11 protein-coding genes are annotated in these 13344 nt (G+C 31.0%); 2 read left to right on the forward strand and 9 right to left on the reverse strand.

The genetic code is table 11. The features are described from left to right. The first annotated feature begins 77 nt into the window (after positions 1-77). On the forward strand, positions 78-2732 hold the full coding sequence (locus TEGL_RS18015) for a transglycosylase domain-containing protein (RefSeq protein WP_018592102.1): 2655 nt from the start codon (positions 78-80) through the stop codon (positions 2730-2732). Positions 2733-2782: 50 nt separating this feature from the next. Here the strand turns inward: TEGL_RS18015 and spoVAE are convergent, their stop codons facing one another. The 9 genes from spoVAE to TEGL_RS18060 form a co-directional block, all read right to left on the reverse strand. After that, positions 2783-3145 (reverse strand): stage V sporulation protein AE, encoded by a 363-nt coding sequence (gene spoVAE, locus TEGL_RS18020; protein ID WP_018592101.1) that lies wholly within the window; start codon positions 3143-3145, stop codon positions 2783-2785. A 12-nt stretch (positions 3146-3157) separates the two neighbouring features. Then, positions 3158-4171, reverse strand: coding sequence for a stage V sporulation protein AD (gene spoVAD / locus TEGL_RS18025; RefSeq protein WP_018592100.1), 1014 nt, complete (start codon positions 4169-4171; stop codon positions 3158-3160). A gap of 34 nt (positions 4172-4205) precedes the next feature. Next, on the reverse strand, positions 4206-4664 hold the full coding sequence (spoVAC, locus tag TEGL_RS18030) for a stage V sporulation protein AC (protein WP_018592099.1): 459 nt from the start codon (positions 4662-4664) through the stop codon (positions 4206-4208). Positions 4665-4803: 139 nt separating this feature from the next. Then, positions 4804-5568 (reverse strand): RNA polymerase sporulation sigma factor SigF, encoded by a 765-nt coding sequence (sigF, locus tag TEGL_RS18035; protein ID WP_018592098.1) that lies wholly within the window; start codon positions 5566-5568, stop codon positions 4804-4806. 26 nt (positions 5569-5594) lie between these two features. After that, a complete protein-coding gene (gene spoIIAB, locus TEGL_RS18040) occupies positions 5595-6023 on the reverse strand; it encodes an anti-sigma F factor (protein WP_018592097.1) in 429 nt (142 codons plus the stop codon). Positions 6024-6044: 21 nt separating this feature from the next. Further along, positions 6045-6377: an anti-sigma F factor antagonist gene (gene spoIIAA / locus TEGL_RS18045; protein WP_018592096.1), complete on the reverse strand. Its 333-nt coding sequence runs from the start codon at positions 6375-6377 to the stop codon at positions 6045-6047. Between the two features lie 512 nt (positions 6378-6889). Next, on the reverse strand, positions 6890-7405 hold the full coding sequence (locus tag TEGL_RS18050; protein ID WP_018592095.1) for a folate family ECF transporter S component: 516 nt from the start codon (positions 7403-7405) through the stop codon (positions 6890-6892). A gap of 511 nt (positions 7406-7916) precedes the next feature. Next, complete coding sequence (locus TEGL_RS18055; RefSeq protein WP_018592094.1) at positions 7917-9575, reverse strand: DEAD/DEAH box helicase; 1659 nt, start codon at positions 9573-9575, stop codon at positions 7917-7919. A 171-nt stretch (positions 9576-9746) separates the two neighbouring features. Further along, positions 9747-10718 carry a calcium/sodium antiporter gene (locus TEGL_RS18060; protein WP_018592093.1) on the reverse strand — a complete coding sequence of 324 codons (972 nt, stop codon included), beginning with the start codon at positions 10716-10718 and terminating at the stop codon, positions 9747-9749. Between the two features lie 370 nt (positions 10719-11088). Between TEGL_RS18060 and pflB the strand changes: the two genes are divergently transcribed. Then, positions 11089-13320 carry a formate C-acetyltransferase gene (gene pflB, locus TEGL_RS18065; protein ID WP_018592092.1) on the forward strand — a complete coding sequence of 744 codons (2232 nt, stop codon included), beginning with the start codon at positions 11089-11091 and terminating at the stop codon, positions 13318-13320. The last annotated feature ends 24 nt before the right edge of the window (positions 13321-13344 follow it).

The raw sequence follows: 13344 nt of genomic DNA on the forward strand, positions 1-13344 counted from the left end.
GAAATCAGCATAAAGGATATTTTGTAAAAATCCTTAAATATGTTATAATTATTCATTAAAATAAGGAGGTTAATCTTATGGGAAGAGATAATCGTGATGATAAGAATAAAATCAAGAGAAGAAAAGTAAGCTCTTCAGATAAAAGAAATACATCTCAAGCCTCGAGTAAATCGAGCAAATCGAGCAATTCCAGTAGAACTAGTAGTAAAAGAAAAACTTCTAGTAAAAAAAGATCTGGAAGATTTAAAGGTGTTAAAACAGTTGCTCTAGTATTTCTAGTACTTTTAGTAGTAGGTGTGGCTGCCACATCTGGTATCGTGTTTGCTTCACTTAGAAACACAGACACTATTAACAAAGCTTACTTAGATAAAAAAACATACCAAACAACAGAAATTTTATATGCTGATGGTAATTTACTAGCAAAAGCACAAACTTCTGACAAAAAGGAACCTGTGTCTGATATAAAGAAGATAAGTAAGGATTTACAACATGCTTTAATAGCTGCAGAAGATGAGCGTTTTTATGAACATAATGGTGTGGACATGAAAGGTTTAGCACGTTCTGTAATAAATACTCTTATGGGTAATAAACAAGGTGGTTCCACAATACCAATGCAGGTTTCAAAGATGTTAATTACATCTCAAGAACAAAGTATAACTCGTAAAATAAAAGATATTTACTATGCTTTTGAGATGAGTAAGACAATGTCAAAAGACGATGTATTACTTGCTTACTTAAATAACTTTTATGCTGGTAATGGTTTATATGGTGCTGAGGCTGCAGCTCAAGGTTACTTTAGTAAATCAGCAGAAAAATTAACTGCAGGTGAAGCTGCTTTATTAATGGCTTCTACTAATAATCCAAGTAAGTATTCACCATATATAAAAGAAAAGTTAGATGGATCTGAAACTAAAGAAGATGTAGAAAATAAATTATTATTCTATACTAATACAACAGAGGATACTTGGGATGAACCAAGCGAAGTAGAATTACAAATGATAGATAAAATAAACTCTTGGGGCTTAATATCACCTGAAACATATAATCAGTTGAGAAATAAAACTATTGTTGTTAGAAAAGCCGTGCCTAGAGAAGCTGCTAAAGAAAAGCAAAAAGCTATTTTATCAAAAATGTTAAGATTAGGATATATTACACAAGCTCAATATGACAAAGAAGCAGCTGCTCCAATTGAAATAAAGCTACCAAAAGCTAAAGAAACAGTTGTTTCTTCTGTTGAAGATTATGTTTATTCTGAAGTAGTAGAAGCTTTAATGAATCAGGGATATACAAAAGAAGAAGCACAAAATATGTACTATAATGGTGGACTTAGAATTTCTACTACTATAGATCCTGGTATGCAAAAAAACCTAGAAACACAATATGATAATAAAAGTAATTTCCCTGAAACTAGAGAAGGTGCTGATGGAGTTGTTCAACCTCAATCAGCCATGGTTATATTAGACTATAGAACAGGTCAAATTAAGTCATTAATAGGTGGTAGATATGTTAAGGGTAAAAGAACTTTAAATAGAGCTACTAATCCAGAACAACCTGGATCAACTATAAAACCTTTATCAGTTTATACGCCTGCAATAGACACTAAAAGGACTACACAATCTAGGGCATTTAGTGACGCAAGAGGCGGATATAAATTTAAAAAGAACCAGGACTGGAATCCAAAAACTACTACTGCTGGTTCTGGTATGATGAGTGTGCGTAAGGCTTTAGCCATGTCATCAAACCCTATTGCAGTAAAAGTTGCTGAAACTCTAGGAGATTCATATTCTGAGTGTACAGATGTTATGATGGATTACCTTAAAAACTTTGGTATAACAACATTACTAGATAGTAGGACAAAAGAAGAAAGTAATACTGATAGATACTTCCCTTCTTTAGTTTTAGGTGGTATGGCTTATGGTATATCTCCATTAGAAATGGCGGCTGCTTATGGTACACTAGCTAATGGTGGTACTTATGTGGAACCTACAGTATTTACTACTATTCAAACTTTTGATGGTAATTTAATAGCTAAATCTAACCCACAAGAAAATAGAGCCGTTAGTGAAGATGTAGCTTTTGTTGTAACTGATATGCTTCAAGCAGTTGTTAAAGAAGGAACTGGTAAAAAAGCTGCTATAGACAATATGGCTGTTGCAGGTAAAACAGGTACTACTAATGATGCTTTAGATGCATGGTTTGTTGGTTATACTCCATACTATGTTGGAGCAACATATATAGGTGACGATGCTGGAACAGGAGAAAAAAGAAGAAGCGTTGTTGGAACAAGTTCTTCCGCAGCTTCTCTTTGGTCAAGTGTTATGACTCCTATACACAAAAACTTAACACCTGTAGAAAGCTTTACTAAACCTGAAGGTGTTTACTTTGCTAAAATAAATCCATCAGATGGTGGAACTTCTTCTTATGGTGTAAATGCTGCATTTATTGAAGGAACTGCTCCTGAACGTGCAAGTAGTCAAGCACCTCCAGTTCAAGAAAAAGAACCTGCTGAAGAGAAACCAAATACTGATGGTGCTGGTGATGGTGATAATCCTCCAGACGAAGATAATACAGAAAAACCAGAAGAGCCAACACCTCCTGAAGATACAGGCGGTAACAATGGCAACAACGGTAATACTAATAATGGTGGTACTGATAATGGTGGAGGCAATGAAGATAATTCAGGAGATAAACCAGTAGATAATACAACAGAAGGTACTGATAAAGTTAATTAATAAATATATAAATAAAAAAACTTCCTTAATTATTAAGGAAGTTTTTTTTATCATGGTTTTGTCTTTGGGTTAAATATCACAGATATTATATAACCAAAGAATATTGCAGCTGCCACACCGCCAGCTGTAGCAGTTACTCCTCCTGTAAATATTCCTAAAAATCCATCTGTTTCTATTCCCTTCATAACTCCTTTTGCCAAGGAATACCCAAATCCTATTATAGGCACTGTAGCACCTGAACCACCAAAGTTAACTATTGGTTCATATATTCCTAAAAATGTTAAGATTGCTCCTAAACTTACATAGGTAACCATTACATAAGGTGTTTGCATCTTGAAATAATCCATCATTATTTGAGCTATTACACATATTAGGCCACCAACTATAAATACTTTTATATAATCTAATAACATAAGCTATACCTCCTATTCATTTACAATTACTACACCATGAGCTACTGATGGTATAGTTTGCTTTTGAAGTGTACTTGTTGGAGATAATAAAGCACCTGTTGATACAAGCATAACTTTATTAAATTCTTTTTTAAGTAATTTATCATATATATATGAACAAAATACTGATGCTGAACATCCACATCCACTTCCACCACAGTGTACATCTTGTTCTTCTAAATTAAAAATTTCTATACCACAATCTGTGTATACTTTTGATATATCTAGCTTCTTTTCTTTTAGTAAGTCTATTACTATTTCTTTCCCCAGTTTACCTAAATCTCCAGTAGCAATAATATCGAAACTATTAGGATCATCTTTTGTATCTTGAAAATAGGAATATATGGTATCTATTGCTGCTGGAGCCATTGCTGCACCCATATTATTTCCATCATCAATTCCTTTATCTATAACCTTCCCTGGTATAATATATTTTATTTTAGGTCCTTTACCTTCTTTTGTAAGTAAAACACTACCAGCACCAGTAACTGTCCACTGAGCTGTCATTGGTTTTTGATTGCCTAATTCTAGAGGGAATCTAAATTGTCTCTCTGCTGTGCAATAGTGACTAGAAGTCCCACATAGTACATACTTAGCATACTCTCCATCTATGGCCATAGAACCTAAGCACAGCCCTTCTGACATGGTAGAACAAGCACCATATATACCAAAGAAAGGTATACCTAATTCTCTAGCTGCAAAAGATGCTGGAAACAATTGATTTATTAAATCTCCTCCGAATAGAAAGTCCACATCCTCCAATGTCTTATTTGCTTTTTCCACACTCATTCTCATTACAGTTTGCACCATTTTGCTTTCTGCCAGTTCCCAAGTTTTCTCACCGTATAAATCATCAGACAAAATTAAGTCAAATTTGTCTTTTAAAGGTCCTTGTCCTTCTTTAGGTCCTACTATGGAAGAAGCTGCAATAATAGTAGGCATATTATTTAATTTAATAGTTCTTTTTCCAATTCTTTTTTTGTTCATAATTTCACATCCTTAAATGTTAATTTCCAATTTATTAAAAAACTAATTTGATAAAGTAATATAGTAGACCGCATATTATGGATGATGAAATACCATACACTAAAACTGGCCCTGCTATTTTAAATAAATTTGCTCCTACTCCGGTTACATATCCTTCTTTCTTGAACTCCATAGCTGGAGATACAATTGAATTTGCAAAACCTGTTATAGGAATAATTGATCCTGCTCCTGCTCTTTTCCCTATAAGGTCATAAACTCCTAAACCTGTAAGAAATGCTCCTAAAAAGATTAATGTCATTGATGTGGCAGAAGCTGCTGCTAGTTCATCTAAATTAATGATTTTCATATAAACATCATTAATTCCCTGTCCTATACAACAAATTAGTCCTCCTACTAAAAAAGCCATTATACAGTTTTTTAAATAAGCTGGCTTAGGACTCATTTTTTCTACATATTGTTTATATTCATTTTTATCTGGTTGCTTATCAGGCATATATTTTTACCTCCAATTTTTATAAAGAATTAAATGCAATATATATTTATTATTTGAAGAAACGTAAAAAATAAACAAAATTTTTCTATAACTAAAAAAAGTTCCTTTGATTTTTCAAAGGAACTTTTTTGTACTTAAATTAACTTATATAAGATTTTAATTTTAATAAAACTTTTTTCTCTATCCTTGATACTTGAACTTGAGATATTTTTAAGATTTCTCCAATTTCACTTTGAGTTTTATCTTCAAAATATCTAAGCATAATTATCTGTCTTTCTCTTTTTTCTAGTTTTCCTAATACTTCTTTTAATAATATATTATCTACTACTTTTTCTTCGTTATTTTCTTCTTTTAAACTAATTTTATCTATTAAACAAATGGGAGAACCTTCTTCTTCATGTATTACTCCATGTAAATATTCTACAGAGAAATTTGCCTCCATTGCCATTACTAAATCTTCTTTTTCTACTTCTAATTCTTTTGCAATTTCCTCAACTGTTGGCTCTCTACCAAATTTTTTTGTTAAAGCTTCTCCCTGAGCTTTTGCTTTTATTGCTAATTGTTTAAGTGATCTAGATACTTTCACCATTCCATCATCTCTAAGGTATCTTTTTATCTCTCCAAGAATCATTGGTACAGCATATGTAGAAAACTTAACATTAAATGTTGGATCAAACTTATATATAGCTTTTATTAGTCCTATAGAACCTAATTGATATAAGTCATCTCTCTCATATCCTATATTAGAAAATTTAGATACAACGCTTCTGACTAATCCCAAGTTGTTTGATATGAGCACTTCCTTAGCTTCTTCGTCACCATTTTGAGCTTTCTCTAGTAATTCTAAGGTTTCTTCATGACTAAGTAAGTGTCTTTTTTCTTCTTTTTTAGCAACTACACTCATATTCAAACCTCTATCCTTTTTTGACTTTATTTAGGTAATTCTATAGTTTTAGTCATTACTACCTTAGTTCCTTCTCCCTTTATAGAAACCACATCTAAGCTATCCATAAAACTTTCCATAAATGAAAATCCCATACCTGATCTTTCAAGTTCAGGCTTAGATGTGTACATAGGTTGCATTGCTTCCTCTACATCTTCTATACCATTTCCTCTATCTTCTACAACTACTTTTATTGCTCTATCTTCGATTTCACATCTTAGGTAAACAAATTTTGAATCATCTTCATCATATCCATGTATAATGGCGTTTGTTACTGCTTCTGATACCGCAGTTTTGATATCTGACAGTTCTTCTATTGTTGGATCTAATTTTGCTGCAAAAGATGCAACAATTACCCTAGATAAACTTTCATTTTCTGATTTTGCAGAAAACTTAACCTCCAAAATATTACTCATCCTAAAAGTTCCCCCTTTTAATTAAGAATTTATTGCATCTTCAAAGGTATCGTAAATATTAATAATTTTGCTCATTCCAGATAAGTTGAATAATTTTCTCACTCTAGAATTCATATTTATAACAGATACTTTACCACCATGGTTGACTATTTTTTTATATCTTCCAATTATTACTCCTATTCCAGAAGAATCCATAAAGTTTACATATTGAAAATCAAATATTATATAATCAATTTGCTTCTTCATTAAAATTGAATCTACTTCTTCTCGAACATCTCTAGCTACATGGTGATCAAGTTCAGCAGACAAAATTTCCACTAATAAGATTTTATCTTCAAGATAACATTTAATCATATATTTCCCTCCTTAATGAAAGATTTACAAATAATCAATTCTAGTAAAGTCTTTTGTATCCTTCAATGAAATTTAACTAGTTTTGTTATATTATGTATATTAATAATACTCATAACATCATAACAACCTATTATTACCTATATACTATATATTTCCATAATTTACTTGTTATATTCTTATAATTATTAATTTTTTCAAATAAAAAAGTGTCTAAAGATATAAAAATACTCTTAGACACTTGTTACTTACACTAAAGCTATTAAATTTAAAATCGATAGACATTTTCTCCAGTCCTAGCCATTCTGGTTTTGGTATGAATTTTTTTATACAACCATTTTACCCTATCTAAATTCGCAGTGGTTGCTCTGCTACACACTATATCCTGATTACGTCATTACTTAATAAATCTTAGCAGCTATACCACTTTCAAGTAAATTATCTACTATATTTATTACTGAATTATTTGATATAATTAATTCTCTATTGTTTGCATTTAAAATATAATTAAAAAATTAAGCATGTGATACTTTCACAAATTTTATAACAACCTTCTTCCATATGATTCCTATGATAAGTGATTGTACTGGTATCATAAGAGCAGCTTTCATTATACGAGTTGGTAATAATGCTAAATAGCCTTTACCCATCATTATAGATAGCCAATAAGTGTCTAATCCTAAATTTAAAACAAGACATACAGTTAAAACTGCACCTATTATTCTAGGCCATGTTTTTGGTTTATTATATAAAAATACTCCGTATACTACTCCTGTTAAAAATGCTGTCAATGTAAATCCAGGGAAAAATGCTCCCGATGGAAATAATGCAACTCCTAAAAGGTCTCCTATTGTATATGCTATACCAGCACTTAATGGTCCATACATCATTGCTATTATTGCAATTGGTAAGAACCCAAATCCTATTCTAACTATTGGTGTTTGTATAGAACAGAACCTTGTTAAAATAACCTCTATTGCTATTAACAAACTTATTTGTATTAATTTTTTTACATCAAATTTATTATCCATAAATTTCCTCCTATTCTAGCTAGACACATAAATAAGTGATCCATGTGTATGGAGGTATTAAAAATGATAATTTTTTATTTACTTGTACTGCCATTTATCATTAATTTAATATAGTCTATCTTTCTAATTTAAATAACTATCAGATTTAAACAAATATAAGAATGTTATATTTATTTAAAATAAGTAAAATAATTTGTTATTACAATTACCACAATACTTATGACTAAATTTGTAATGTCATATAGAATTGAATTTTAAAATGAATAGATAATTCCTATTTTAACGTCCTTCTTCTAATGTCATTAAAGTGTGTATACCCCTGTATACATACAAATAGAAAAGATTTCGTATTATGATAATTCTACTAACATCTCATATAAATTATATCATAAATACATACCATTTGTATTGTATATTGCACATATATTAATAACTAAAGCTATAAATTTATCAATATTTACATTCAAAAAAAAGTAACTTGATTTATTAAATCAAGTTACTTCCATTTATATTATTTTCTTCTTGAATTTGCTTTTTCTATATTAATTTTATTACCTTTAATTTTTATATTTTTCATTTTATCTAATACTTTTTTAGAATTTTCCTTTGGAACTTCTACAAATGTATATTTATCATATATGTCTATTGTTCCAACTAATTTACCTGGAATTCCTGCTTCTCCAGCTATTGCTCCAACGATATCTTTAGCTTGTACTCTTTGGTTTTTACCAACATTGATAAATAATCTTACCATTCCAGCTTCAGCACTTCTACTACGTTTTCTATCGTTTCTATCTCCTCTATCTCTATCTTTACGACCTCTTCTTCCAGAATCATCTCTATAGCTTGACTTTTCTTCTACTATTTCTTCTTTGTCTTCGTCACCTAAAGCAAGTTTAACAAGAGCTGCTGCTATTTCTATAACTTCTAGTCCTTCTTCTTCACAAAGGTTTTCTAGCCATTGTGTTTGCTTAGATAAGTTACTTTCTTTTATTGTTTCTTTAACTTCTTTGAAGAATGCAGTTACTTTCTTTTCTTCAACGTCAGCTATTGTTGGTATATCATGTCTAACTAATTTAGATTTTGTATATCTTTCGATATCTTTCATTTTTCTTACTTCTTTTCCAAATACGAATGAGAAAGATATACCTTCTCTACCAGCACGACCAGTTCTACCAATTCTGTGTACATAGTATTCTTCATCTTGTGGAAGGTCATAGTTAAATACAGCTTCAACATCATCCACATCTATACCTCTAGCTGCAACATCTGTAGCAACAAGTATATCTATTGTACCTTGTCTGAATTTATCCATTACTATATCTCTTTGCGTTTGCTTTAAATCTCCGTGAAGAGCATCTGCAAAGTATCCTCTTGCTTGTAATTCACTAACTAACTCATCAGAACCTCTTTTTGTATTACAGAATACCACTGATAATTTTGGATTATATACATCTATTAATCTACATAATACTTCTAATTTATTAGCTCTTCTTGTTTCTATATAGTATTGTTTTATATTTGGTACAGTTAATTCTTTTCTTACAATTTTTATTAATTGAGGATCATCTTGATATTTTTTAGTTAAGTCTAATATTTCTTTTGACATTGTTGCTGAGAAGAATGTCGTTTGTCTTTCACTTGGAGTTTGCTCAAGTATTAATTCAATATCCTCTCTGAATCCCATATCTAACATTTCATCCGCTTCATCAAGAACTAACATTTTTACTTCGTCCATTTTTAAAGTTCTACGATTTATATGGTCTATAACACGTCCTGGTGTTCCTATTACTACTTGTACTCCGCTCTTTAATGATTTTATTTGTCTGTCTATTGGTTGTCCGCCGTAAACTGGAAGTGTCTTTATTCCACTTTTATATTTACCTAATTTTTTCATTTCGCTAGAAACTTGAATTGCAAGTTCTCTTGTAGGACATAATACTACTGCCTGTACATTTTTTTTATTAGGATCAACCATGTCTAACACTGGTATAGAGAAAGCTGCCGTCTTTCCTGTTCCTGTTTGTGCTTGACCTATAACATCTTTTCCTGTTAAGATTACTGGTATAGATTGAACTTGAATTGGAGATGGCTCCTCAAACCCTAGTTCCGCTACTGATCTTTTTATTTCTTCACTTATTGGTAAATCTTCAAATTTTATTATATTCATAAATTATTTATTTCCTTTCCGTTATCATAAATATTAACTTTTCTATTATATAGTTTATTTCAATATTATGCAATTATATTTTTACCTAAAAAAAAGGTCCTATTCAGTTAATCACTTATTTTCGTAATTATCTAAATAAAACCTTAGTATAAATATGTATGAAATTTTTGTTTATGTTAAGTATGTAAAATATATTGTAGCTATGTAAATTATGTAAGTTCCTAGTAATACCAATCCCTGCAATCTATATATTTTGCTACTTTTAATTGTTGGTATTATTAAAGTTAATAAAAGAATTGTCATAAAGACAAAATCTACCCTTATGTTTTGCGCTAATATAGGCAAATCATTAATTAATGAAGAAATTCCTATAACTGAAGTAATATTTAATATATTAGCCCCTAATATATTCCCTACTGATATTCCATGATGATTTTTTCTTATTGCAGTTAATGAAGATACTAGTTCAGGTAACGATGTACCTAGAGCTATTACAGTTAAGCTGATTACCCCTTGCGGAATTCCTATGTAGCTAGCAAGTTTTACTCCATTATCTACTAGCAATTTGGAACCTACGACCATCATTATCAATCCGAGAACAAATAAAGCGCCTATTTTTAAGCTTTCATGTTTATTGGGCTTACTATTATTACAAGAATCAGCTCTCATATTACTTAGGCCACCAACTTTATTTTTACTCGATACACTTTTTATATTTGAGTACATATAAACGGAAAGTAATACAATTAATAGTAATCCATCTCCTTGTGTTATAGTTCCATTAGTCCCTAAAATCATTAAAGCTATTACAGATATTAATAAAATAACTGATTTAGAAAAAAACATCTTTCTATCAACTTTAAACGGACTAATAAATGCAACTAAGCCTAAAATTAATCCTGTATTACATATAATAGAACCTACAGCATTCCCTAAGCTCATGGTTGTATGATTGTCTATGGATGCAAACACAGAAACTGTTAACTCTGGTAATGTAGTTGCAAAACTTACTATAGTTGCACCCAAAATTAACTCTGATATTCCAGTCTTCTTCCCAATCTTTACTGTACACTCTATAAATATGTCGGCACCTTTAGTGATTAAAAGAAATCCAATCAAAAATAAAATTATAACTAAAGTCATGCTATTCCCCCCCTATATTTATAGCTATTCAAAAACTCAATCTTTATGCACCAAAATCTTTCTATATTAATAAATAGACATATACTTTTCCAATAAGGTTATACGTATTTACTAAATGAATTAAAATAAAATTTCCAATATTTTTATAAAAGACTGTTTAATACATTAAATAGCGGGTATTTATTTAGTATAACAAGTCAGATATAAGTCTTATTATAAAGACATAATATTTTCACAATATATTTTTTGTATACAATATACTGTGTTTATGTTAGAATATATTTGTTGTTACTTATTGAATTACAACATTAATTAACTAATTATTTATATTAAATTAAATAGTAATAATCACTTTTAGGAGGATATCTTAATGAACGCATGGCAAGGTTTTAAAACTGGAAGATGGACTAAAGAAATAGACGTTAGAGGATTTATTCAAGCTAACTACACTCCATACGAGGGAGACGCTTCTTTCTTAGCTGGTGCTACTGAAAACACTAAGCAATTATGGGACGAGGCAATGGAATTATTCAAAAAAGAAAGAGAAAATGGTGGAACTCTTGATGTTGACACTAAAACTGTTTCTGCAATAGATGCTTACGCACCTGGATATATAGATAAAGATAAAGAAACTATTGTAGGTTTACAAACTGATGCACCTTTAAAAAGAGCTATAATGCCTGAAGGTGGTATAAGAATGGTTGAGTCTTCTTGTGAAGCTTACGGATTCAAATGTGACCCACAAGTAAGTGAAATATTCACTAAATACAGAAAAACTCATAACCAAGGTGTATTCGATGCTTACACTGCTGAAATGAGAGCTGCTAGAAGATCTGGTATAATAACAGGACTTCCAGATGCTTACGGAAGAGGTAGAATAATAGGTGACTACAGAAGAGTTGCTCTATACGGTGTTGATAGATTAATAGAAGACAAAATGGCGCAAAAAGACTCATTAGAAGTTTCTTGCATGGACGAAGATGTAATCAGATTAAGAGAAGAAATATCTGATCAAATAAAAGCTTTACAAGCATTAAAAAGAATGGGTGAATCTTACGGATTCGACTTATCTAAGCCAGCTACTAACTCAAAAGAAGCTGTACAATGGTTATACTTCGGTTACTTAGCAGCTATAAAAGATCAAAATGGTGCTGCTATGTCAATAGGTAGAACTTCTACTTTCTTAGATATATACTTCGAAAGAGATTTAGCTGCTGGAACTATAACTGAAGAAGAAGTTCAAGAATTAATGGACCATTTCGTAATGAAATTAAGAATGGTTAAATTCTTAAGAACTCCAGAATACAATGATTTATTCTCTGGTGACCCAACTTGGGTAACAGAATCAATAGGTGGACAAGGTATAGATGGTAGAACATTAGTTACTAAAAACTCATTCAGAGTTTTAAACACTCTTTACACTATAGGACCTTCTCCAGAACCAAACTTAACTGTACTTTGGTCAAAAGATTTCCCACAAGGATTCAAAGATTTCTGTTCTAAAGTATCTATAGATACAAGTTCAGTTCAATACGAAAATGATGACTTAATGAGACCTTACTGGGGAGACGATTACGGAATAGCATGTTGTGTATCTGCAATGAGAATAGGTAAACAAATGCAATTCTTCGGAGCTAGAGTAAACTTAGCTAAAACTTTATTATACGCTATAAACGGTGGAGTTGATGAAAAATCTGGTGCTCAAGTAGGACCAAGATTCGAACCAATAACTTCAGAATACTTAGATTACGATGAAGTAATGGCTAGATTTGAGCCTTTCACTGATTGGTTAGCAAACTTATATGTAAATACATTAAATGTTATCCACTACATGCATGATAAGTACTCTTATGAAGCATTAGAAATGGCTTTACATGATAGAGACGTATTCAGAACAATGGCTTGTGGTATAGCTGGTTTATCAGTTGCTGCTGACTCATTATCTGCTATAAAACATGCTAAAGTTAGAACTATAAGAAACGAAGCTGGTGTAGCTGTTGATTTCGAAATAGAAGGAGATTATCCAAAATACGGAAACAACGATGATAGAGTTGATGATATAGCTGTATACTTAGTAGAAGATTTCATGAACAAAATAAGAAAGAACAAAACTTACAGAAATTCTGTTCATACTCAATCTATATTAACAATAACTTCAAACGTTGTTTACGGTAAGAAAACTGGTAACACTCCATGTGGTAGAAGAGCTGGTGCTCCATTCGCTCCAGGAGCAAACCCAATGCACGGAAGAGATACTAACGGAGCTTTAGCTTCATTAGCATCAGTTGCTAAATTACCATACGAGCATTCTCAAGATGGTATATCTAATACTTTCTCTATAGTACCAGGTGCTTTAGGAAAAGATATGAGTGAAAGAGTAACTAACCTTTCATCAATGATGGACGGATACTTCACTGATGGAGCTCATCACTTAAACGTTAACGTATTTGATAGAGCTACTTTAGAAGATGCTATGGAACATCCAGAAAAATATCCTCAATTAACTATAAGAGTTTCAGGATACGCTGTTAACTTCATCAAATTAACTAAAGAACAACAATTAGATGTTATAAACAGAACATTCCACGGAAAAATGGCTTAAGCTTAATTGATAAAATACAAGTAA

This window comes from Terrisporobacter glycolicus ATCC 14880 = DSM 1288 (assembly GCF_036812735.1).
GTDB lineage: Bacteria > Bacillota > Clostridia > Peptostreptococcales > Peptostreptococcaceae > Terrisporobacter > Terrisporobacter glycolicus.

Excerpts from the sequence above, each read along its gene's own strand:
- TEGL_RS18060 (WP_018592093.1), bottom strand. The coding sequence starts at position 10,718 with ATGACTTTAGTTATAATTTTATTTTTGATTGGATTTCTTTTAATCACT.
- spoIIAB (WP_018592097.1), bottom strand. The coding sequence starts at position 6,023 with ATGAGTAATATTTTGGAGGTTAAGTTTTCTGCAAAATCAGAAAATGAA.
- TEGL_RS18015 (WP_018592102.1), top strand. The coding sequence starts at position 78 with ATGGGAAGAGATAATCGTGATGATAAGAATAAAATCAAGAGAAGAAAA.
- spoIIAA (WP_018592096.1), bottom strand. The coding sequence starts at position 6,377 with ATGATTAAATGTTATCTTGAAGATAAAATCTTATTAGTGGAAATTTTG.
- spoVAC (WP_018592099.1), bottom strand. The coding sequence starts at position 4,664 with ATGCCTGATAAGCAACCAGATAAAAATGAATATAAACAATATGTAGAA.
- sigF (WP_018592098.1), bottom strand. The coding sequence starts at position 5,568 with ATGAGTGTAGTTGCTAAAAAAGAAGAAAAAAGACACTTACTTAGTCAT.
- TEGL_RS18050 (WP_018592095.1), bottom strand. The coding sequence starts at position 7,405 with ATGGATAATAAATTTGATGTAAAAAAATTAATACAAATAAGTTTGTTA.
- TEGL_RS18055 (WP_018592094.1), bottom strand. The coding sequence starts at position 9,575 with ATGAATATAATAAAATTTGAAGATTTACCAATAAGTGAAGAAATAAAA.
- pflB (WP_018592092.1), top strand. The coding sequence starts at position 11,089 with ATGAACGCATGGCAAGGTTTTAAAACTGGAAGATGGACTAAAGAAATA.
- spoVAE (WP_018592101.1), bottom strand. The coding sequence starts at position 3,145 with ATGTTATTAGATTATATAAAAGTATTTATAGTTGGTGGCCTAATATGT.
- spoVAD (WP_018592100.1), bottom strand. The coding sequence starts at position 4,171 with ATGAACAAAAAAAGAATTGGAAAAAGAACTATTAAATTAAATAATATG.